Annotated in this window: 17 protein-coding genes; 4 read left to right on the top strand and 13 right to left on the bottom strand. The window is 68.7% G+C overall.

Going from position 1 to position 18284, the window contains the following annotated elements:
• Nucleotides 1-3: 3 nt before the first annotated feature.
• From der to ndk, 7 genes are read right to left on the bottom strand one after another with little or no spacing between them, the layout of a single operon-like run.
• Nucleotides 4-1401 carry a ribosome biogenesis GTPase Der gene (gene der, locus O9255_RS07665; protein WP_297866265.1) on the bottom strand — a complete coding sequence of 466 codons (1398 nt, stop codon included), beginning with the start codon at nucleotides 1399-1401 and terminating at the stop codon, nucleotides 4-6.
• Between the two features lie 4 nt (nucleotides 1402-1405).
• Complete coding sequence (gene bamB, locus O9255_RS07670; protein WP_297866266.1) at nucleotides 1406-2623, bottom strand: outer membrane protein assembly factor BamB; 1218 nt, start codon at nucleotides 2621-2623, stop codon at nucleotides 1406-1408.
• A gap of 3 nt (nucleotides 2624-2626) precedes the next feature.
• The gene (locus O9255_RS07675) at nucleotides 2627-3277 is read right to left on the bottom strand and encodes a tetratricopeptide repeat protein (RefSeq protein WP_297866267.1); all 651 of its coding nucleotides are present in this window, start codon (nucleotides 3275-3277) and stop codon (nucleotides 2627-2629) included.
• Nucleotides 3278-3334: 57 nt separating this feature from the next.
• The gene (locus O9255_RS07680) at nucleotides 3335-4252 is read right to left on the bottom strand and encodes a RodZ domain-containing protein (protein ID WP_297866268.1); all 918 of its coding nucleotides are present in this window, start codon (nucleotides 4250-4252) and stop codon (nucleotides 3335-3337) included.
• Entirely contained in the window at nucleotides 4249-5031 is a 783-nt protein-coding gene (gene pilW, locus O9255_RS07685) for a type IV pilus biogenesis/stability protein PilW (protein ID WP_297866269.1), read from the bottom strand. The genes O9255_RS07680 and pilW overlap by 4 nt, the downstream gene beginning before the upstream one ends.
• Nucleotides 5018-6205 carry a 23S rRNA (adenine(2503)-C(2))-methyltransferase RlmN gene (gene rlmN / locus O9255_RS07690; protein WP_297866270.1) on the bottom strand — a complete coding sequence of 396 codons (1188 nt, stop codon included), beginning with the start codon at nucleotides 6203-6205 and terminating at the stop codon, nucleotides 5018-5020. Before rlmN ends, pilW begins: the two co-directional genes overlap by 14 nt.
• 7 nt (nucleotides 6206-6212) lie before the next feature.
• Nucleotides 6213-6638, bottom strand: coding sequence for a nucleoside-diphosphate kinase (gene ndk, locus O9255_RS07695; RefSeq protein WP_297866271.1), 426 nt, complete (start codon nucleotides 6636-6638; stop codon nucleotides 6213-6215).
• A gap of 247 nt (nucleotides 6639-6885) precedes the next feature.
• On the opposite strand from ndk, the gene O9255_RS07700 reads away from it, so the two are divergent.
• From O9255_RS07700 to O9255_RS07710, 3 genes are all read left to right on the top strand, one after another.
• Nucleotides 6886-7509: a TetR/AcrR family transcriptional regulator gene (locus O9255_RS07700; RefSeq protein WP_297866272.1), complete on the top strand. Its 624-nt coding sequence runs from the start codon at nucleotides 6886-6888 to the stop codon at nucleotides 7507-7509.
• Between the two features lie 119 nt (nucleotides 7510-7628).
• Nucleotides 7629-9998: a 3-hydroxyacyl-CoA dehydrogenase/enoyl-CoA hydratase family protein gene (locus O9255_RS07705; protein WP_297866273.1), complete on the top strand. Its 2370-nt coding sequence runs from the start codon at nucleotides 7629-7631 to the stop codon at nucleotides 9996-9998.
• Nucleotides 9999-10018: 20 nt separating this feature from the next.
• Nucleotides 10019-11215 (top strand): acetyl-CoA C-acyltransferase, encoded by a 1197-nt coding sequence (locus O9255_RS07710; RefSeq protein ID WP_297866274.1) that lies wholly within the window; start codon nucleotides 10019-10021, stop codon nucleotides 11213-11215.
• A gap of 68 nt (nucleotides 11216-11283) precedes the next feature.
• Here the strand turns inward: O9255_RS07710 and O9255_RS07715 are convergent, their stop codons facing one another.
• Nucleotides 11284-12588, bottom strand: coding sequence for an FAD-binding oxidoreductase (locus O9255_RS07715; protein WP_297866275.1), 1305 nt, complete (start codon nucleotides 12586-12588; stop codon nucleotides 11284-11286).
• A 91-nt stretch (nucleotides 12589-12679) separates the two neighbouring features.
• Here O9255_RS07715 and O9255_RS07720 point away from each other — a divergent pair, with 91 nt between their 5' ends.
• Nucleotides 12680-13042: a hypothetical protein gene (locus O9255_RS07720; protein ID WP_297866276.1), complete on the top strand. Its 363-nt coding sequence runs from the start codon at nucleotides 12680-12682 to the stop codon at nucleotides 13040-13042.
• A gap of 9 nt (nucleotides 13043-13051) precedes the next feature.
• Here the strand turns inward: O9255_RS07720 and galU are convergent, their stop codons facing one another.
• Genes galU through O9255_RS07745 form a run of 5 tightly spaced genes read right to left on the bottom strand, consistent with a single transcriptional unit; the run spans nucleotide 13052 to nucleotide 18278 of the window.
• Nucleotides 13052-13933 carry a UTP--glucose-1-phosphate uridylyltransferase GalU gene (gene galU, locus O9255_RS07725; RefSeq protein WP_297866277.1) on the bottom strand — a complete coding sequence of 294 codons (882 nt, stop codon included), beginning with the start codon at nucleotides 13931-13933 and terminating at the stop codon, nucleotides 13052-13054.
• Nucleotides 13930-15834, bottom strand: coding sequence for a nucleoside-diphosphate sugar epimerase/dehydratase (locus tag O9255_RS07730; RefSeq protein WP_297866278.1), 1905 nt, complete (start codon nucleotides 15832-15834; stop codon nucleotides 13930-13932). The genes galU and O9255_RS07730 overlap by 4 nt, the downstream gene beginning before the upstream one ends.
• A complete protein-coding gene (locus O9255_RS07735) occupies nucleotides 15831-16856 on the bottom strand; it encodes a lipopolysaccharide biosynthesis protein (RefSeq protein WP_297866279.1) in 1026 nt (341 codons plus the stop codon). Before O9255_RS07735 ends, O9255_RS07730 begins: the two co-directional genes overlap by 4 nt.
• 7 nt (nucleotides 16857-16863) lie before the next feature.
• Complete coding sequence (gene lapB, locus O9255_RS07740) at nucleotides 16864-18036, bottom strand: lipopolysaccharide assembly protein LapB (RefSeq protein ID WP_297866280.1); 1173 nt, start codon at nucleotides 18034-18036, stop codon at nucleotides 16864-16866.
• Nucleotides 18033-18278, bottom strand: a complete 246-nt coding sequence (locus O9255_RS07745; RefSeq protein ID WP_297866281.1) for a lipopolysaccharide assembly protein LapA domain-containing protein — start codon at nucleotides 18276-18278, stop codon at nucleotides 18033-18035. The genes lapB and O9255_RS07745 overlap by 4 nt, the downstream gene beginning before the upstream one ends.
• Between the last annotated feature and the right edge of the window lie 6 nt (nucleotides 18279-18284).

Raw genomic sequence — 18284 nt, forward strand, 5'->3', positions numbered from 1 at the left:
CCGTCAGCGCTTCTTGGAGAAGCGCATCAGCCGGCGGCGCTTCGCCACCTGCCGTTCGGACAGCACGTTCTTCTTGCCCTCGTAAGGGTTGTCGCCCTCACGGAACTCGAACCTCACCGGCGTGCCGACCAGCTTGAAGCGCTTGCGGAAGAAGTTCTCGAGATAGCGCCGGTAGCTTTCCGGCAACCCTTTCAGGCGCGAGCCGTGCACGATGAAGGTCGGCGGCGTGCTGCCACCGGAGTGGCCATAGCGCATTTTGGGCGCATGGCCGCGCACCGACGGCGGCGGATTGCCTTCGTAGGCCACTTCCAGGGCGCGGTTGATCTCGCTGGTACCGAACGTCTTCGTCACCGACGCATGGGCACGGTTCACGGCCTTGAACAACTCGCGCAGGCCGCTGCCGTGCAAGGCGGAGATGGTGATCCGCTCGGCCCACGGCGCGAACATGAGCTTGCGTTCGAGCAACACGCGGTTCTGCTCGCGCTCGTAGGTGCTCAGGCCGTCCCACTTGTTCACCGCGACGACGAGGCCGCGACCAGCTTCCAGCACGTGCCCGAGCACGGTCGCGTCCTGGTCGGTGATGCCTTCCGTGCCGTCCACCAGCACCACGGCGACCTGGCAGTGCTCGATCGACGCCAGCGTCTTGAAGGCGCTGAACTTCTCGACGGCCTCCTCGACCTTGCCGCGGCGCCGTAGGCCCGCGGTGTCGATCAGCCGATACAACTTGCCGTCGCGCTCGAGGTCGACGGCGATGGAATCCCGCGTGGTGCCCGGCACGTCGGAGGCGATCATCCGCTCTTCGCCGAGCATGCGGTTCACCAGCGTGCTCTTGCCGACGTTCGGACGGCCGACGAAGGCGACGCGGATGCGCTGCGGATCGTCTTCCAGCACCGAGAGGTCGCGATCCGCCGGCAGCCGGGACTGCACGAGCTCGACCAGATCCGGCACGCCACGCTGGTGGGACGCTGCGAGTGGGAGTGCATCCGCGATGCCGAACTTCGCGAACTCCGCCATGCAGTCGGACTCGTCGAGTCCATCGGTTTTGTTGACGGCCAGCACCAGCGGTTTGCCGGTCTTGCGCAGCCAGCCGATGATCTCGCGATCGAGCGCGGCCAGCCCCTCGCGGGCATCCACGACGAAAACGACGAGGTCCGCTTCCTCGACACCCGCGCGCGCTTGCTTGGCGGTGGCACCGGCGAGGCCGATCTCCTCGCCCGACAGACCGCCGGTGTCGACGATGGCAAAGGGACGCGCCGGTTCCAGCCGGCACACGCCGTAGTGGCGGTCACGCGTGACGCCGGGCTGGTCGTGGACGAGCGCGTCGCGCGTGCGCGTCAGTGCGTTGAACAGCGTGCTCTTGCCGACGTTCGGCCGACCGACCAGCGCGACAAGGGGCAGCATGCGATTACTCGACGACGCGATAGGCCGCGAGGCGGCCTTCGTCGGTCACGGCGACGACCGTGCCCGTCGGCGTGACGATGGGCGTGGCGACGATGCGCGCATCACCCACGCGCTCGCGTGCGATGAACGAGCCGGTGCGCGGGTCGAACCAGTGCAGGTAGCCTTCGAGGTCACCGACGACGGCGTAGGTGCCGGCGAGCACAGGGCCGGTGGGCTGGCGGCGGATCAGGGCTTCCTGGCGCCAGAGGGCGCTGCCGCTCGCGCGATCGAGCGACCACAGCGTGCCGCCCTTGTCGGCCACGAGGACGCCATCAGCCGTGAGATCGATGCTGTTGGCGCCGCCGTTGTCGCGCGTCCAGGCGATCTGGCCCGAGGAAATCGCAATCGCCGCGGTGATCCCACGGACACTGCTGGCATACACCGCATCGGCGCCGACGGCGAGGTCGCCGTCGATGTCGACGAGGCGGTCCAGCTCGCTGCGGCCTTCCGGCTCGGCGACGGGCGCTTCCCAGACCGGGAGGCCGTCATCGGGACGAAGCGCCACGACCGTGCCGTCGTCGTTGCCGACGAGGATCAGGCCCGCGGCGGCCAGCGGCGTGCTGGCACCGCGCGAGCTCAGGGTCGGAATGGCCCGGTCGAACGCCCAGCGCTGCTTGCCGTCCGCCGCATTCAGGCCGAACACCCGCCCATCCTGCGACCGCACCACCACCAGACCGTTGGCGATCAACGGCATGGCGAGCACTTCGGCCGACGCCTGAGCCTCCCAGCGCGGCTCGCCGCTTTCGGCGGACACCGCGAAGACGGCACCGCTGCGGCCGGCGACGACCACGAGGCCCTCGCCCACGCCGACGGAAGACTGCAGCCCGCCTTCGCGGACGCCGCTCTGCCACAGGCGCCAGCCGCGGCTGTTCGAAAGCGCCTCGAGATCGCGCTCCCAGCGCTCGTCGCCGGTTTCGACGTCGATGGCGCGAAGGTCGCCGCCATCGGCGACGACGTACAGGGTGCTGCCGTCGAAGCCGGGACGCTGGCGGAAGCCGAGGCTACCCTCGCCATCACCGAGCGATTCCGACCAAAGCTTCTCGACCTCTCGGGCGCCTTCGATCTCAACGAGCTTGGTCGGATCGGTGGACTTCGCCTTGTCGGTCCGGAACCAGTCGCGGACGGTGGTGCAGCCCGGGAGGACGAGCGCGGCGACGATGGCCAGGCCGAGGAGCTTGCGCATGGATCAGGCTTCCGGTGTAGTGGAGCCGCCGGTATCGGCGAGCTTGAGTTCGAGGAGGACACGCGTCGGCGAAGCGACGTCGGTACCCGTCAAGGCCTTCTGGTAGGCATCGCGGGCGTCGTCGCGCTTGCCTTGGCCGGCAAGGGCGTCGCCACGCAGTTCGTCGCGGAGCGCGGCGTAGCCGTCGAGGTCGATGCCCTCGAGCCGCGCCAGCGCCGCGTCATGGCGACCGAGCACCAGTTCGGCGCGAGCGGCGCGCAGGAGGAGCAATTGGCGCAGCGTTTCGTCGCGCGTGGTCGGCAGTGCGCCTTCGAGCGCCTTCAGCGCGTCCTCGGCCTTGTCCTCGTTGACGAGGGCGGCGCTGCGACGCAGTGCGGCGAGCGCGGGATACGGCGTCTCGGCGTAGTTGGCCGTCAGCGATGCGGCAAGGCCGGCCGCCTGTTCGGCTTCGCCGGCTTCCTGCGCGGTGAGGAAGCTTTCGAACTGCTTGGCGGCCTCGAGCTTCTGCGCATCCTGCCGGCCCTGCCAGGTCTGGAAGCCGACGATGGCGGCGAGGCCGATCGCGATGCCGCCCAGCACGGAGCCGCCGTTGTCACGAAGCCATTTGCGGACGCGTTCGCCCTGTTCGTATTCGTCGATCTGGTCGTTGGACATGAGCCGTCACCGCGGCAACCGCGGCTTGTCAGGGGATGGGGCGAGGCCCCCGCGGCTTCAACGCGCGACGGCCTCGATCGAGCCGTCGGAGGATAGCGCAAAGCGGGCGACGTTCGCGGCGCGCACCGTGTCGAGGTTCACGCGCGAGCCATTCAGCACGACTTCCGTCGCCTCGACATTGCCGATGGTGACGCGGCCGATGTCGGCGGCGGCAAATCGGCGCGCCTCCCCGTCACGGGCGAGCGCACGCTCGACCACGCCGCCGTCGCGCCCGAAGACCTCGATCCAGCTGTCACCAGTGAAGCGCAACTCGAGCTGCGGCGCCGAAGGCAGCACGCCGGCGAGGCTGGCGGACACCGGGGTCGGGCCGGGCGACGCGGACGGGGATTCGACGGGCAGGTCGGTCGGCGCCAAAGTAGCGACCGCCTCGGTGCCGGGGGGAACGACCGGAACGACGGCGTCGCCGTCATCGGCCAGGGCCGATTCGGCCGTCGTGGACGGCGCTGCAATGGCGGGAGACGGCACCTCCGCCCTCGCGGCCGGCGCAACGATCTCGGTGGGGACCGGATCGAGAGGGCGGTACTCGGCCGGACCGGAGGCGGTCCGCGACAGTGCGAGGTAAACGAGAGGCAGGACGAGCAGGCTGCCGCCGACGTAGGCCGCGTTGCGCATCGACACGTCGGCGATGCGGCCCATGCGGGACACGGACACCTGCGGACGGAGAACCGGAGCCTCGACGCGCTGGACGACCTCGTCGAGATCAACACTCACGCCCAGGCGGCTGGCATAGCGGCCGACGAGATGACGGGCGAACACCGGTGCGCCAAGACGCGCCCAGTCGCCGCGCTCGATGCCCTCGAGCACCGCGCGGGGATTCTTGAGTTCACGCGCCAGCGCTTCGATCTCGAGGCCTTGCTGGAGGCGCGCGGCCTTGAGGCGCGCGGCGATACCGTGGTTCTGGTCCGAAGTGCTCACTGTTTCGAACTACCCGTGTCGGAAGGGGGCGAGCTGGCTTCGACCTCGGCAGCAAGGGTCGCCAACTGGTTGCGGTAACGCTCTGCCGCGCGGGCATCGCCCGCGGCGGTTTCGATCTCGATGGCCAGGGCCAACTCCGGCGCCGTGAGCGGCGCCACGGCCTCGCGGCGCTGGAGGAAGGCCCGCGCTTTCAGGGCATCGCCACGGCGATGTTCGAGCCGCGCCATGCCCGAAAGCGCCTGCGCCTGCTGGGGTGCCAACGTGAGCGCGGCCCGGAAATTGAACTCGGCCTGTTCGTCGCGCCCGGCTTCGGAGGCACAACTGCCCGCGTTGGCCAAGGCTTGCGTGGGCTGCCGGTAGGCCTCGTCGGCGACCGCATCACTGAACGCCTTGAGGGCCTCGTCGGTCCGCCCGGCCCGGCACAGCCAGGCGCCATAGGCGTTGAGCACGGGCCCACTGCCCGGCGACATTCGAATTGCCTGTTTGTAGTCTTCGCCCGCCTCGAGGCCCCGCCCGAGCGCCTCGAGGGCGGTACCGCGCATCACCCTCGCCTGGGCGCTGCGCGAATCCGACTTCACGGCCAGCTCGGCCTCGACCAGCGCGCCAGCGGCATCGCCGCGCTCCAGCAAGGCTTGCGCGGCATTGATCGAGCTCTGGGCGATCGGCGAGGTGTGGCGAACGGACTCCGCCCCACCGGATCGCGGCGCGGGCGCGGAAGCGCAGCCCGCGAGGACGAGGGCGGAGAGGACCAGCGAGAGGAGGCGATCAGGCCGCCGCATCCGCGCTGCCCTCGAGCTTGCGGCGGAATTCGGCCTGTCGGCGCGTCTTGTCCATCACCTGCCCCTTCAGCTGGCCGCAGGCGGCATCGATGTCGTCGCCGCGGGTGCGGCGCACCATCGTCAGGATGCCGGCATCGAGCAGTTTCTTCTGGAAGGCACGGATCTCCGTTTCGCCGCTGCGCTCGAAGCGCGTGCCGGGGAACGGATTGAACGGAATCAGGTTCACCTTCGCGGCATGGCCGTCCTGCGCCTGACGGCAGAACTGGCGCATCAACGCCGCGAGCTCGCGGGCATGCTCGGGCTGGTCGTTCACGCCCTTCATGAGCGTGTACTCGAAGGTGATCGAATCGATCTTGGTGGATCGCACATAGCGCAGGCAGGCGGCCATCAGCTCGGCGATCGGGTACTTCTTGTTCAGCGGGACGAGCTGGGTGCGCAGTTCGTCGTTGGCCGCGTGCAGCGACACCGCCAAGGCTACGTCGCAGCGCGTCGCCAGCTGGTCGATCATCGGCACCATGCCGGCGGTGCTCAAGGTCACGCGCTTGCTGGCCAAGCCGAAGCCGAGGTCGTCGCGCATGAGGCTCATAGCCGTCACGACGTTCTCGAAGTTGAGCAAGGGCTCGCCCATGCCCATCATCACGACGTTGGTGAGCTTGCGGTCCTTGTGCGGGACATTGCCCAGGTGGCGCGCCGCGACGAACACCTGGCCGATGATCTCGGCGGCGGTCAGGTTGCGGTTGAAGCCCTGTGTCGCGGTTGAGCAGAACTGGCAGTTCAGTCCGCAACCGACCTGGCTCGACACGCAGAGCGTGCCGCGGTTCTTGTCCGGGATCAGGACGGTCTCGACGGCATTTCCCGCATCCATGCCGAGCAGCCACTTGTGCGTGCCGTCGGTGGAGGGCTTGTCGAACATCACCTTCGGCGGGCGGGCCTCGCAGCGGTCTTCCAGCTTCGTGCGCAGCGCCTTGCCGAGATCCGTCATGCCACCGAAGTCGGTGACATGGCGGTGGTAGATCCACTTCATCACCTGGTGGGCGCGGAAGCGCTTTTCCCCGAGCTCGCGCTCGAAGAAGTCCTCCGCGGCCACGCGGTCGAGGTCGAGCAGATTGACGCGCGCCACCGACGCCGGAGGAACCGGCGGAAGCACTACGGCAGGAGCGTCAACCGTGCCCATCGGTGCTTCAGCGCGCGCAGAGCTCGGTGGCGCTGAAGAAGTACGCGGTTTCGATCGCGGCGTTCTCGAGGCTGTCCGAACCGTGGACGGCGTTCGCGTCGATCGACTGCGCGAAATCGGCGCGGATCGTGCCCGGCGCGGCGTCCTTCGGGTTGGTGGCGCCCATCAGATCACGGTTCTTGAGCACAGCGTTCTCGCCTTCGAGAACCTGGATCATCACCGGGCCCGAGATCATGAACTCGACCAGCGCGTTGAAGAACGGGCGCTCCTTGTGCACCGCATAGAAGCCTTCGGCCTCCTTGCGCGAAAGGTGCTTCATCTTTGCCGCGACGATCTTCAGGCCGGCGTTCTCGAAACGCGCGTAGATCTGGCCGATCACGTTCTTCGCGACGGCGTCGGGCTTGATGATGGAAATGGTGCGCTCTACGGCCATGGTTGCAAACCTTTGTCAATAGGAAAACAGCTAAGGCGCAGAGTATAGGCAGCGAATGTCAAAAAAGACAGCGGGTTACGGCACATTCCGCAGTCCGGACTGAGGGTGTGAAGACGCCCGGAACCGGGCCGCGCCCGGCGCCACCCGCCTCAGGAAGGCTCGCGATCGTCCGCTTGATTCAATCAAGCACTTGACAGCCGCCCTTGCGCGGCCGGAGCATCGAACGAGCGTTTGAAACGAGGCCCGCATGAGCACCACCCACTTCAACACCAAGGAACGCATCCTCGGCGCCGCCGAGGAGCTGTTTGCCATCCACGGCTTCTCCGGGACCTCGCTCCGCCAGGTCACCAGCCGCGCCGACGTGAACATCGCCGCCGTCAACTACCACTTCGGCTCGAAGGAGAACCTCGTCAACGAGGTCTTCCGCCGCCGGATGGACGACATGAGCGAAAAGCGGCTGAAGCACCTCGTCGAGGCCCGCCAGGCCCACCCGGGCAACCTCGAGGCCGTGCTCCGCGCCTTCATCGAGCCGCCGCTGGCGCTCACGCTGGATCGCCAGCACGGCGGCGCGGCCTTCGTGCGCGTCCTGGCCCGCGCCTTCGCCGAGAAGAACGACGGCCTGCGCAAGTTCCTCTCGGACAACTACGGCCACGTGCTCCGCGAGTTCGCCAAGGCGATCGCCGAGTGCGTGCCGGGGCTCCCCAAAGAAGATCTCTACTGGCGCCTCGACTTCGTTGCCGGCGCCCTGACCTATGCCATGGCGGATTTCGGCCTGATCAAGCGCCCCGCCGGCACCAGCGAAAAGCAGCACTGCGAAAAGGCCGCCCAACAGCTGGTGCGGTTCGCCGCCGCCGGTCTCCGGGCCGGCTGAGGCCCGACCGGGCCACCCGGCCCCGGGTTGACCATACGGCGGCGTATCTTTAACGTACGGCGGCGTACGCTCCAGCGTTCCACCCGATTTTCCCGTTCTCCTCCCCACCGGAGTTCCTCATGTCCCAGCTTCGTATCCGCAAAGTGGCGGTGCTCGGCGCCGGCGTGATGGGCGCGCAGATCGCCGCCCACCTCGTCAACGCCGACGTCGACACGCTGCTCTTCGACCTTCCGGCCAAGGAAGGCGACAAGAACGGCATCGTCCAGAAGGCCATCGCCAACCTCGGCAAGCTCTCCCCGGCCCCGCTGGCCGCCAAGGGAAAGGCCGCCGCGATCATCCCGGCGAACTACGAGCAGCACCTCGCGCTCCTCGCCGACTGCGACCTCATCATCGAGGCGATCGCCGAGAAGATGGAGTGGAAGAAAGACCTTTACGAGAAGATCGCTCCGCACGTGGCGCCGCATGCCATCGTCGCGTCGAACACCTCGGGCCTGTCGATCAACGGCCTCGCCGACGCGATGCCGGCGGCGGTTCGCCCGCGCTTCTGCGGCGTGCACTTCTTCAACCCGCCGCGCTACATGCATCTCGCCGAACTGATCCCGTGCAAGGGCACCGAGGCCGGCGTGCTGGAAGGCCTCGAGACCTTCCTCACGACCACGCTCGGCAAGGGCGTCGTCTACGCCAAGGACACGCCGAACTTCATCGGCAACCGCATCGGCGTGTTCTCGATCCTCGCCGGCATGCACCACACCGAGCGCCTCGGCCTCGGCTTCGATGAAGTCGACGCCGTCACCGGCCCGCTGATCGGCCGCCCGAAGTCGGCGACCTACCGCACCTGCGACGTGGTCGGCCTCGACACCATGGCGCACGTCATCAAGACCATGCGCGACACCCTGTCGGACGATCCGTGGCACGCGTACTTCAACGCGCCGGCCTGGCTGCAGGCCCTGATCGCCAAGGGGGCCCTGGGCCAAAAGACCGGCGCGGGCTTCTACACCAAGAAGGGCAAGGACATCCTCGTGCTCGATCTGGCCAAGCAGGATTTCCGCCCCAGTGGCGCGGAAGCGAATCCTGAAGTGGTCGAGATCCTGAAGATCAAGAATCCGGCGGAGAAGTTCGCCAAGCTGCGCGCGCACTCGCACCCGCAGGCGCAGTTCCTGTGGTCGATCTTCCGCGACCTGTTCCACTACGCCGCCTTCCACCTGTACTCGATCGCCGACACCGCCCGTGACGTCGACTTCGCCATGCGCTGGGGCTACGGCTGGAACCTCGGCCCGTTCGAGACCTGGCAGGCCGCCGGCTGGCAGCAGGTCGCCGCGTGGATCGCCGAGGACATCGCCGCCGGCAAGACCATGGGGACCGCCCCACTGCCCGCGTGGGTGACCGACGGCCGCGCCGGCGTGCACGGCAAGGACGGCAGCTTCAACCCGGCGCGCAACGCCGCCCTGCCCCGCTCCTCGCTGGCCGTCTACGGCCGCCAGCGCTTCCCGGAAACCGTCATCGGCGAGGCCTCGGCCAACCCGGGCACGACGGTGTTCGAGACCGACGCGGTTCGCCTGTGGACCGACGGCGACGGCATCGCGGTGCTGAGCTTCAAGAGCAAGATGAACACCGTCGGCGACGGCGTGCTGGCTGGCGTCCTGCAGGCGATCGACATCGCCGAGAAGGACTTCCGCGGCATGGTGATCTGGCAGCCCAAGGGCCCGTTCTCGGCCGGTGCCGACCTCGCTGGCGCTCTCGGCGCCCTGCAGGCGGGCAAGCTGGACGAGTTCAATGCGATGGTCGCCACCTTCCAGGCGGCCAGCCAGCGCATCAAGTACTCGCTGGTGCCGGTGGTCGCGGCCGTCCGTGGCCTCGCCCTTGGCGGCGGCTGCGAGTTCCAGATGCATTCGGCCCGCACCGTGGCCCACCTCGAGAGCTACATCGGCCTCGTCGAAGCGGGCGTCGGCCTGCTCCCCGCAGGTGGCGGCCTGAAGGAGTTCGCCGGCCGCGCTTCGGCCAAGGCGAAGAACGGCGACGTGTTCGCCGAGCTGAAGCCGCTGTTCGAAGCCGTCGCGATGGGCAAGGTCTCGGCCTCGGCCTTCGAAGCCAAGGAACTCGGCCTGCTGCGCGAAAACGACCTCGTCGTCTTCCACGAGCACGAGCTGCTGCACGTGGCACGCCAGACCGCGCTGGGCATGGCCGAGGCCGGCTACCGCCCGCCGCTGCCGAACCGCACGATCACCGCCGCCGGCGACGTCGGCATCGCCACGTTCAAGATGATGCTGGTGAACATGCTCGAGGGCCGGATGATCAGCCCGCACGACATGGAGATCGCCACGCGCATCGCCACCGTTCTCTCCGGTGGCGAGATCGACCGCGGCGCGACCGTGGACGAGGACTGGCTGATCCGCCTCGAGCGCGAGCACTTCGTCGCGCTCGCCCAGATGCCGAAGACGCAGGAGCGCATCGCGCACATGCTGAAGACCGGCAAGCCGCTGCGTAACTGACGGACGACGAGGACAATCCCATGAGCAAGCAAGTTCAAGACGCCTACATCGTCGCCGCCACCCGCACCCCGGTCGGCAAGGCCCCGCGCGGCTACTTCCGCAACACCCGTCCCGACGACATGCTCGCGCACGTGCTGAAGAGCGTCGTGGCGCAGGCCCCGGGCATCGACCTCTCGCAGATCGACGACGCGATCATCGGTTGCGCCATGCCGGAGGGCGAGCAGGGCATGAACGTGGCGCGCATCGGCGTGCTGCTGGCCGGCCTGCCGAACACCATCGCGGCGCAGACCATCAACCGCTTCTGCTCCTCCGGCCTGCAGGCCGTGGCGCTGGCGGCCGACCAGATCCGCCTCGGCAACGCCGACCTGATGTTGGCCGGCGGTACGGAATCCATGAGCATGGTTCCGATGATGGGCAACAAGGTGGCCATGGCCCCGAGCGTGTTCGACAACGAGCACGTCGCCATCGCCTATGGCATGGGCATCACCGCCGAGAAGGTCGCCGAGGAGTGGAAGGTCAGCCGCGACGACCAGGACGCCTTCGCCGCCGAATCGCACCGTCGCGCACTGGCCGCCATCGCCGCGGGTGAGTTCAAGGCCGAGATCTCGCCCTACGCCGTGCGCACCCGCGTGCCGGTGCTGGGCGGCAACACGGTGAAGCTGGTCGAGAAGTCCATCGACACCGACGAAGGCCCGCGTGCCGACACCTCGGTCGAAGGCCTCGCCAAGCTGAAGCCGGTGTTCCGCATGGGCGGCTCGGTGACGGCGGGCAACAGCTCGCAGATGAGCGACGGCGCCGGTGCGGTGCTGCTGGCCTCCGAGAAGGCGATCAAGCAGTACGGCCTGACCCCGCTCGCCCGCTTCGTCAGCTTCTCGGTCGCCGGCGTGCGCCCGGAAGTGATGGGCATCGGCCCGATCGAGGCGATCCCGAAGGCGCTGAAGCAGGCCGGCCTCACGCAGGACCAGCTCGACTGGATCGAGCTCAACGAAGCCTTCGCCGCGCAGGCGCTGGCCGTCACCCGCACTTGCGGCCTCGACCCGTCGAAGATCAACCCGCTGGGCGGTGCGATCGCGCTGGGCCACCCCCTGGGCGCGACCGGTGCGATCCGCACCGCGACGATCGTCCACGGTCTGCGTCGCCGCAAGCAGAAGTACGGCATGGTGACGATGTGCATCGGCACCGGCATGGGCGCTGCGGGCATCTTCGAAGCGCTTTGACGATCGGCCGGCGGTCACGCCGGCTCGGTCGGAAACGGAAAGGCCCGGCATCGCCGGGCCTTTCTCGTTCAGGGGCGCCCTGCCCCGCCCTCGCGCCAATCCTTCCACGCGTCCTTGGCCTGCAGCCACCAGTAGGTGGCCTGTGCGCCGGCAAAGCCCCAAGGCTTCATCGCGGAGGCGAGGCCGTAGGGCGCGTAGGCCTGCCACGTCGGATCACCCTCTGCGATGGCGGCCGCCAGCACCTCGCCCGCGACCGTGGTCGGCGCCACGCCGTGGCCGCCGAAGGCCTGCGCATGCCAGAGGCCCTCGTCCAATCGCCCGATCTGCGGCATCTCATGGCGGGCGTAGCTCATCAATCCCGACCAGGCATGGTCGACGCGCACACCGTCGAGCTGCGGGAAGACGCGCAGCACGTCGCGACGCAACAGGCGCTCGACATCCGACGCGTCGCGATCCCGGACCGAGATCCGTCCCCCCCAGAGCAGTCGCGTGTCCGGCAGCAGACGGTAGTAGTCGAAAGCGAATCGCGTGTCGTAGACGGCGGCCTGCGTCTCGAGCACTTCCGCGGCACGCGGCCCCAAGGGTTCGGTCACGATCACGTAGGTGGCGATGGGCAAGACCGAGGCATCGACCTTGGGCACCAGCCCAGCGAGGTAGCCGCCACAGGCCAGAACGACGTGCTCAGCGTCCACCGAGCCACCCGGTGTCTCGACGCGCCAACCGCTGCCCTTGGGTCGAAGCGCGGTCGCCGGGCTGCCGTCGTGAACCGTCGCCCCAAGGTGGCGAAGCGTGCCAGCCAGGCCGCGCGCGTACTTCAACGGGTGGAAGTGGAAGGCCTGCGGTTCGAACAGGGCCGCACTGTAGCGCTCGCTCTTCACCTGTCGCCGCAGGCGCGCGCGGTCCACCGGCTGCCAATGCGTGTCGAAGTGCGTCTCCAGCAAGTGGCGACGGCGCTCCAGCACGTCGCCGTCGCGGAACCAGTTCGCCCAAAGCACGCCACCGTCGATCCGGTCGCAGTCGATGGCGTAACGCTCGGTGCGGGAACGTACGAGGGCGACGGCATCCTGGGTCCGACGGTACGCCGCCCGTGCCGCCTCCCGGCCGAGATCAGCGAGCAGGTCGGCCTCGCCGCGCGAATAGCCGGCGAAGACGAAACCACCGTTGCGCCCGGAGGCGCCGTAACCGACCGTTTCGGCTTCGAGCACGACGACGTCGGTGACGCCGCGCTCCACCAACCCGAGCGCGGTGTTCAGTCCAGCGTATCCGCCGCCGATGATGCAGACGCGCGCTTCCGTGGCGCCGCGGAGCGGCGCGGCCTCCAAGCCGGGCCCGGTGGTCGCGCGGTAGTAGTCGGTGGCGGTGCGTTCAAGCATGGGCGGGTGGCGCGGGAGGCGATAGCATCAGGACTCCCCTGCATCTTTCCCGCCGACGATGTCGCCATCAAGCCCACCGGACCGCACCCGCGTGATCCTCGTCGTACTCGCCGGCGCCTGCGTCGTGGTCGGCCTGATGTGGGGCCTGCGATGGGTGTTCGAGGACCGCGTGGTGGCGGGGCGCTTGAGCCCCGAAGCGTCCCTCGAGGCGATGGCGGACTTCGTGGCGATGCTCCAAGCCCTCGCCGCCATGATCGCGGCCTTGCTGGCGGCGCTGCTGGCGTGGATCGCAAGACGCACGCGCGAGACGCGCCAATGGCCGCCCTCGGGCCGATGGCCGGCTCCACGCGCCATCGGGGACCTCGAGATCCAGCGGTACACGACGCGTCTGCACGCCGGGGCCGTGGTGTCCGGCGCCGCGGCCATCGCGGCGCTGGCCGCCGCTCTCGGCTGAGTCGCGCCGTCAGCCCTTGGCCAAGGCCTGACGCATCAGCGCCTTCGCCGCATCGCGGAGGTCGTCGTCTTCGAGCGCGTACTGCAGGGTCGCTTCGATCAGGCCGATGCGGCTTCCGCAGTCGAAGCGACGGCCTTCGAAACGATAGGCCAGCGTCTTGTGCGCCTTGAGCAGGGCCGCGATGCCGTCGGTGAGCTGGATTTCCCCGCCAGCGCCCGGTTTGGTCGACTCCAGCAGTTCGAAGATTTCCGGCTGGAGCACGTAGCGCCCCACCACGGCGAGGGTGCTGGGCGACTCCTCGGGGCGCGGCTTCTCGACGATGGCGCTGATTTCGCCGTGGCGCCCGGTGAAATCACGCGTCGCGACGATACCGTAGCTGCGCGTCTGTTCGATCGGGACGTCCTGCACCGCGATCACGCTCGCCTTCTGCTGCGTCGCCAGTTCGACGAGTTGGCGGGTCGCGCCGGCACCCCGGCTCCAGATCAGGTCGTCCGGCAGCAACACCGCGAACGGCTGGTCGCCGACCACCGGTCGGGCACAGAGCACCGCATGGCCGAGGCCAAGGGCTTCCGCCTGGGTCACGAACACCGCCCGAACATGGCGCGGCAACACGTCGCGGATCGACGCGAGCAGTTCGGACTTCCCCGCGCGCTCGAGCTTCTGCTCGAGCTCGTAGGCCTTGTCGAAGTAGTCAGCGACGGAGTGCTTGTAGCGGTTCGTCACGAAGACGAGCGTGTCGCAGCCGGCTTCGATGGCCTCGTCGACGGCATATTGGATCAGCGGCCGATCGACGACCGGGAGCATCTCCTTCGGCACCGTCTTGGTGGCGGGAAGGAAGCGCGTGCCGAGGCCGGCGACGGGGAAGACCGCACAACGGACGCGCGCACTCATGGCGTGCGGCCGCCGCGGATGACCTGCGGGCGGAACGGCCCGGTGATGCGGCTCGCGGCCGTGGCGGCGAATTCGGGGATGGCTTCGGCAATCACGCGTCGGATCTCACTGTCGTCGTCGCGCTGCACGGCTTGGCGCAGCGCCTTCAGGGTAGCGTCCACCTCGGCGAGGTCGACGGGCCGTGGTTCGGCCAGGAAAATCTTCGGATGCACGGTCTGCGAGTAACTCTCGTCGGCGTGGAACAACTCCTCGTGGAGTTTTTCGCCGGGCCGCAGGCCGGAGTAGCTGATGTCGATGTCGCGGTACGGCGCGAAGCCGGCCAGCCGGATCATCTGTTCGGCAAGCACGCGGATCAGCACCGGACGGCCCATATCGAGGGTGAAGATGCCCGAGGCCTCGCGCAGGGTCGTGGCCTGCAGGATCAGCTGGCAAGCCTCGGGAATCGTCATGAAATAGCGAGTGACGTCCGGGTGCGTGACCGTCACCGGTCCGCCGCGACGGATCTGCTCGCGGAACAGCGGCACGACGCTGCCTGCCGAATCGAGCACGTTGCCGAAGCGAACGGTGACCAGCCGCGTCGAGGAGCCTTCGCAGCGCGCGAGGCAGGCCAGCTCCGCGAGGCGCTTGCTGGCTCCCAGCATGTTGATGGCGTTGACGGCCTTGTCGGTCGAGATGAGCACGAGGGTCTTCACCGCACCGGCGACGGCCGTCCTCGCTACCACTTCGGTCGCGAACAAGTTGTTGCGCACCGCCTCGCGCGGCTGCGCTTCAAGCAGCGGCACGTGCTTGTAGGCGGCGGCATGGAACAACTCATCGGGACGCCACAGCTCGACGAGTCGGCGCATCAGCGCCTCGTCGCCGCAGTCGCCGAGCACGTACTCCGCCTGCAGCCGGGGGAAGCGGGCACGCAGGTCGAACTGCAGCTCATGGAGCGCCAGCTCGGAGCGTTCCACCAGAACCAGTTGGCCGACGCCGACATTGGCGCATTGGCGCGCGAGCTCCGAACCGATCGACCCGCCCGCGCCGGTGATCAGCACCGAGCGACCAGCGAGGGTTTCGCGGATCGCGTCCCAGTCCGGCAGCACCGGATCACGCCCGAGCAGGTCCTCGATGGCGACATCCTTCAGGGCGCCGTGCATCCACTGGTCCTGCAGCACTTCCTCCGGGGCGGGCATGCGACTGAAGCGCAGCTTCAGTCGCTCGCACTGCGCCGCGATGCGGCCCAGCTGCTCGCTCTGGTCACCCGGCAGGGCGATCGCGACGTGCGTGACCGCCGCTTCCTCGGCGATATGCGCGAGGTCCTTGATGCGGCCCAGCACCGGCAAACCGTAGATCTTGGCGCCCTGGATGCTGCCATCGTCGGCGAGGAAGCCGACCACCTGGTAGCGATCGCTGCGCTGGAGGTCGCGTGCGAGGCTTTCCGCCGTCGGGCCGGCACCGAGGATCAGCAGGCGTTCGCGCTGTCCCGCCGCGGCGCGCAGCGCCTGCCCGTCCTTCCACGCGCGATAGAGCAACCTCGGCGCCCCCAAAAGGACCGCCAAGGCCACCGGGTAGAGCACCAGCGCCACGCGTGGCACGCCTTCCGCACGATCCCGGAACAGGAACAGCAGGATGGCGACGAGCAGGCCACCGAGCATGGTGCTGAAAAGGATGTTCTTGAGGTCCGGCAGGCTGGCGAACCGCCACAGCCCCCGATACAGCCCCATGCGCCAGAACACCGTCAGCTGCACGGCGACCACGATGGCGGTCTCCACGAGGAACCCGTGCATCGGCACGCTGGAGCCGATGGATGCGTAACGCAGGGCGATCAGCGCCTGCCACGCCAGCACGACCATGAGCACGTCGTGCAGCACCACGAGGACGCGGCTGATCGGGAAGCGGGGTGGACGGGGGGAACTCACCACTGGCCACGCTCCTTGAGATGCGATGTGAAGTGTCGTTGCAGCCACCACCACGCGGAAACCGTGGCGAAGAAAACCAGCGCTGCGGCGATGGCTTCGAGTCCTGCCTGCTGTGCCATGACCATCCCTACCCCGCTCGCCAGCATCCATGCCGCGTACGCCACCGTCACGCGGGCGTGACTGTAACCGCTGCGCGTGACGAGCTGATAGAGGTGCCGGCGGTGGGCGGACGCCAATCGTTCACCATCGCGGGCGCGCAGCACGAGGGTACCTAGCACATCCACGAGGAAGGCCGCACTCGCCACCAGCGCCACCCCAGCGATTTCCAAGCGGGGCGAGGCCAGCACCAGCACCGCCAGACCGAAGCCGAGAGCATGGCTGCCACAGTCCCCCATGAAGGCCCGAGCCTTCGGGAAATTCAGCGGCAGGAAGCCGAGGCAGGCGGCGAGCAGGCCCATCGCGACGGTGGCGACGAGCGCCGCACCGGTGCCAGTCGCGACCGCGAGGACGCTGGTGCAAACCGCCACGGCGGCCCATGCGGCAATGCCGTCGATGCCGTCCATGAAGTTCCAGGCGTTGACGAACAGCAGCACGACGGCCACGCCCGCGGCCGTCGCGACGACGGACGGCAGGATGACGGGCAGCCCGTCCGGAGCCAGTGGCAGCGCCATCGCGACGGGAAGCGCCGCGAGGGTCTGGCCGGCGAACTTCCACGACGCTCGCAGCGGGCGAAGGTCGTCGACCAGCCCCACCGCCGCCGCCATCAAGCCGCCGAGCAACACCGCATCGCGCGCCGCCCCGAGGGGCGCCCAGAGCACCACGGCCAAGGCGAAGGCGGTCGCGATACCGATGCCCGCGCCCCGCGGCGTGGCGACGGCATGGCTGCTGCGATGCCCGGGAACATCGAGCACGCCCCGCCGAAGGGCCAGCCGACGCCAAGCCTCGGCCACCACGAAGGCGACGGCGGCCACCAGCAACAGCCGCGGCCATGCCGTCAGCAAGGCCTCGAACGGCGGACTCACTGCCCCCTCACTCGATGGCCACGTGCGGCAGCGGCTTGATCGACGCCCACTGCTTGCAGCTCGGGCATTGCCAATGGTGTGCGCGCGCGCCAAAGCCGCAGCTCTGGCAGCGATAGCCCGGCGAGCGGACGATCAGTTGCTCGTTGATCTGTTGCAGGGCCACCAGCAACCCGCGCGCGTCGTCGCTCTCGCTGCGCAGCGCGAGCTCGATCAGCGCCGCCTCGCCGCGGATCGACGGCCGTTGCCGCAGGTGCTTGCGCAGGAACTCGAGGGCCACGCCAGCCCCTTCCTCGGTTTCGAGCCGGCGCGCCAAGGCCAGTGCCGGCGAGACGCCGCGGTAGCGTTCGACCATCTCCAGCAGGAAGCTCCGCGCCCGCGCCGGATCGTCGCCCCGGTCGTAAGCCGCCAACAGCGGCGGCAACACTTCGGGGAGGAATTCGATGTCCTGTCGCGCGGCACGCTCATAGGCACGGATCGCCGCACCGTCGTTGCCTTCGGCCAATTCGATCTGTCCTTCCAGCAGGGCGGCGCGCACGCTGTTGGCGTCGGCGGCATGCGCCCGCTCGAGGTGCTGCCGGGCCAGCGCCCCATCGCCCTTCAGCCGCGCTTTCTCGGCGAGCTCGCATTCGAACTGGGCGATCAGCTTGCCCATCGGCTCGTGCGTGGCCTGCTCGTAGCGGCGCGCATGGTCGATGGCCTGCTGCCAGTCGCGCTCGGCCTGGTAGATCGACATCAGGTGGCGCAGGGCCTGCGGTGCGGCCGAGCCCAGCTTCACCAGGTCGGCGAACAGGGTTTCCGCGCGGTCCAGCAAGCCAGCGCGCATGTAGTCCTCGCCCAGCGCGAGGATCGCGCGTGTCTTCTGCTCGTCCGAGAGGCCCGGCCGCGAGATCACGCTCTGGTGCAGGCGGATGGCCCGGTCCACCTCGCCGCGACGGCGGAACAGCGTGCCGAGCGTGAACTGGGTTTCCAGCGTTTCCTTGTCGCGCTCGGCGATCTGCAGGAAGACCTCGATGGCCTTGTCCTGCTGCTCGTTGAGCAGGTAGTTCAGGCCGCGGAAATAGGTGGCCGAGAGCTTGGAGATGCGGGCGCCACCGCGACGCTCGCTGCCACGCTGCCCGAGGTACCACCCGGCCATGCCGATCGCGGGCACCAGCAGCAGGACCCACCAGACGCTGATCATCCGGCCGACGCCTCGTCGTCTTCGGCCGGAGCGGCCGGGGTGGACGCCTCGCCACGCGACAGCAAGGCGGCCATGCCGCCCAGCAGGGCGCCGAGCAGCAGGATGGAAAGCAGCAGCAGGCCCAGGGGCAGGGAGAACTCGATCCACAGCAGGTCGAGGTGCACGGCCTCGGCGTTCAGCGCGACGACACCGATGCCGAACGCGATGCAGAGGAAGGCCAGCAGGATGCGGATCAGACGCATGCGACC

Source organism: Silanimonas sp. (genome assembly GCF_027530345.1).
Lineage (GTDB): Bacteria > Pseudomonadota > Gammaproteobacteria > Xanthomonadales > Xanthomonadaceae > Silanimonas.